Source organism: Streptomyces sp. NPDC058864, assembly GCF_042742985.1.
Lineage (GTDB): Bacteria > Actinomycetota > Actinomycetes > Streptomycetales > Streptomycetaceae > Actinacidiphila.
Genome location: NZ_JBHYMQ010000040.1, coordinates 1 through 2,872, shown reverse-complemented (window position 1 = coordinate 2,872; position 2,872 = coordinate 1). Strand labels below are relative to the sequence as shown.

Sequence of the window (2,872 nt, the reverse complement as noted above, 5' to 3'; positions counted from 1 at the left end):
CACCGGCGCGACGTGCTCACCGACCCGCCGCACGCCCGAACCACGGCCTCCCTCTCCAGGGCCCTCGGACCGCGCGGGGGTGCGGGGGGGCGCCGTACGGCGCCGCCCCTCACGCGTTCCCCCGCAGCGGGGTACGGATCACTTCAGCCCGAGGACGATCGCATCCGACACCGAACGCCAGACCTCCCGCGCCTCTCCGAAGCCGGCCTCCCGCAGGGCCGCCGCGTGCCAGGCCGGGGGCAGCTCGTCCCCGTCGGCGGGGGAGCCGTAGATCACGAACCGCTCCTCGGTGGGACCGGCCAGCACCGGGTCGGCCTTGGCGGTGGCCCACCACTGCTCCCAGTCCGGCACGCCCTCCGCCCGCTGCCGCTCGCGGCGGGACCGGTCCAGCTCGCGCACGGCCGCGTTCAGCCGGGGCGTCGAGGCGTCGGGCATGTGGTCGGCGTTGAGGAAGACGCCGCCGTCCCGCAGCAGACCCGCCAGCGTCCCGTACAGGGCCTTCAGCGGCCCGGGCTTCAGCCAGTGCAGGGCGGTCGCGGTGAGCACGGCGTCGTACGAGTCGTACGGCAGGACCCGCGGCCAGTGCGGGTCGCGCAGGTCGGCGGTGACGAACTCGACCCTGCGCTCGCCGGCGAAGTGGCCGCGGGCGATGGTCAGCAGCGCCGGGTCCAGGTCCACGCCGGTCGACTCGGCGCCCGGGAAGCGCCGGAGCAGCCGGTCCGAGATGCTGCCGGTGCCGCAGGCCAGGTCCAGCACGCGGGGCTCGGGGCCGACCAGCGCCTCCACCATGTCGAGCATGACCCGGAACCGCTCCTCGCGGTCCGGCAGGTACCACTCCTGCTGCCGGTCCCAGCTGTCCTGCCAGGCCTGCCAGTCGGTCGCCGCCGCGGTGGTGTCGGACATACGGTTCCCCTCCAGTCGTAATACCCTTAGACCAAGAGCAGTCATTACCGACCTTAGAGCGCACGCGTAAGGACTACAAGTGGAACTCGCCTATTACTCCGACTACGCCGTGCGCCTGGTGAACAGCGAGGAACCCGAGCGCGGCATCGACAACCTGACCTCGGTGGACGCCGTGCGCGAGCTCTTCGGCCCGTCCAGCTTGGCCGCGGGCCGCGCGGGCGACGCCGACGTGCAGCGGCTGCGCACCGTCCGCACCCGGCTGCGCGGCGTCTTCGAGGCCGCCTCCGAGAACGACGAGGTGCGCGCCGTCGACCTGCTCAACGCCCTGCTGCTGGAGTTCCCGGTCAGCCCGCAGATCTCCGGCCACGAGTACCTCGACGAGAGCGGCCGGCCGGACTGGCACATGCACCTCGCCGAGCACGCGGCCACGGCGACCGCCTCGTACGCCGCGACCGCCTGCATGGGCCTGGCCTTCCAGCTGACCGACCTCGGGGTGGACCGGCTCGGCATCTGCCAGGCGGCCACGTGCCGCAACGCCTACATCGACACCTCGACCAACCGGTCCCGCCGCTACTGCTCGGACCGATGCGCGACCCGCGCCAACGTCGCGGCCTACCGCGCCCGCAAGCGCCTGGAGAACGAACGGTCCGCCCTGAGCGGCCTGACGCAGGACACCAGCCAGCCCGCCACGCCCGCGACCGAGCGCTGAACCTCGCGCGGCGGCCGGAAGCGCCCCCGGCCCCGGGCGAGCACCAGCTCGTCCGGGACGGTGCCGAACTCCCTGCTGTCGTTCTCCACGAAGGTGTTGTCGCCCAGCACCCACCAGCCGCCCTCGCGGCGCTCCACGGCGCGTTTGACGATCAGCAGGTCCTGCTGGAGCGGATGCCGCAGCACCACCACGTCACCCTCACGGACCTCCGCGGCGCTCCTGACGTGCTGCACCAGCAGCCAGTCGCCGCTCTGCAGCGTCGGCACCATCGACGGACCCGTCACTTCGACCAGCTGGTACGGCACGCTCCTCCTCTGCCCACCCTCGGGCTCACGCATGCTCAGCCTCCTCCTCCATGCTCCACCAGCCCCAGGGTGACACCAGACTTTTGTCCTAAGCACCAAGGGGCGCCCGAGAAAACCACTCGACAGGGGAGTAATCTCCCTGGTGGAAAGACGATCACGAGGAAGGACAGTCATGCTCGCTCGCCTGTTCGCGCCCAAGGTCAAGGTCAGCGCTCACTGCGACCTGCCCTGCGGTGTCTACGACCCGGCCCAGGCCCGCATCGAGGCGCAGTCCGTCAAGGCGGTCCAGGAGAAGTACCAGGCCAACGAGGACCCGCACTTCCGGGCCCGCGCCATCGTCATCAAGGAGCAGCGCGCGGAGCTCGTCAAGCACCACCTGTCGGTGCTGTGGAGCGACTACTTCAAGGCCCCGCACTTCGAGAAGTACCCGCAGCTGCACCAGCTCTTCAACGACGCGCTGAAGGCGGGCAGCGCCGCCAAGGCCTCGACCGACCCGGCGACCGGCCAGAAGCTGCTCGACCTGATCGACCAGATCGACGCCATCTTCCAGGAGACGAAGAAGGCCTGACCTGACGTCGGCGATCCGCGCCCGGTCCGGACGGCCCCACGAGGGCCCGTGCGGACCGGGCGCGGTCGTATGCGCCGCCCGGCCTCGCCGGGCGAACCCCCCGGGCCGGAGGCAAGGTGACGGCCCGGGGGGCGCTTCCGCGGGACACCGGCGCGCCGGCCCGAGCCGTCACCCGCGCTCCCGCGCACGCGCACGCACGCGCTCCGGAAGGGCGGGGGCAAAACCGCGGAAGTCTGTGTGCGGGGCGCTCCGGTTTTGATGGACTCGCCCCCGTGGCGGAACGGTTCCTGGTGTGCCGGGGTGAAGGTGCAGGTGAGGGGGTGTGGGGCCGGGTCGGGCGGGTGGGGCCGCTGTAGACTCGATCTCACTCGGACGGGTCAACCGACG

Annotated in this window: 4 protein-coding genes; 2 read left to right on the top strand and 2 right to left on the bottom strand. The window is 71.9% G+C overall.

Annotated features, from left to right (window positions below):
* Nucleotides 1-138 precede the first annotated feature (138 nt).
* Nucleotides 139-903, bottom strand: a complete 765-nt coding sequence (locus ACFW3D_RS26270) for a class I SAM-dependent methyltransferase (RefSeq protein WP_500507726.1) — start codon at nucleotides 901-903, stop codon at nucleotides 139-141.
* A 79-nt stretch (nucleotides 904-982) separates the two neighbouring features.
* Here ACFW3D_RS26270 and ACFW3D_RS26265 point away from each other — a divergent pair, with 79 nt between their 5' ends.
* Nucleotides 983-1,612 carry a CGNR zinc finger domain-containing protein gene (locus ACFW3D_RS26265; RefSeq protein WP_500507724.1) on the top strand — a complete coding sequence of 210 codons (630 nt, stop codon included), beginning with the start codon at nucleotides 983-985 and terminating at the stop codon, nucleotides 1,610-1,612.
* On the opposite strand, the gene sodX is transcribed toward ACFW3D_RS26265, so the two are convergent.
* A complete protein-coding gene (gene sodX / locus ACFW3D_RS26260; protein ID WP_500507722.1) occupies nucleotides 1,516-1,950 on the bottom strand; it encodes a nickel-type superoxide dismutase maturation protease in 435 nt (144 codons plus the stop codon). The genes ACFW3D_RS26265 and sodX overlap by 97 nt on opposite strands.
* 139 nt (nucleotides 1,951-2,089) lie before the next feature.
* On the opposite strand from sodX, the gene sodN reads away from it, so the two are divergent.
* The gene (gene sodN, locus ACFW3D_RS26255) at nucleotides 2,090-2,485 is read left to right on the top strand and encodes a superoxide dismutase, Ni (protein WP_018563636.1); all 396 of its coding nucleotides are present in this window, start codon (nucleotides 2,090-2,092) and stop codon (nucleotides 2,483-2,485) included.
* The last annotated feature ends 387 nt before the right edge of the window (nucleotides 2,486-2,872 follow it).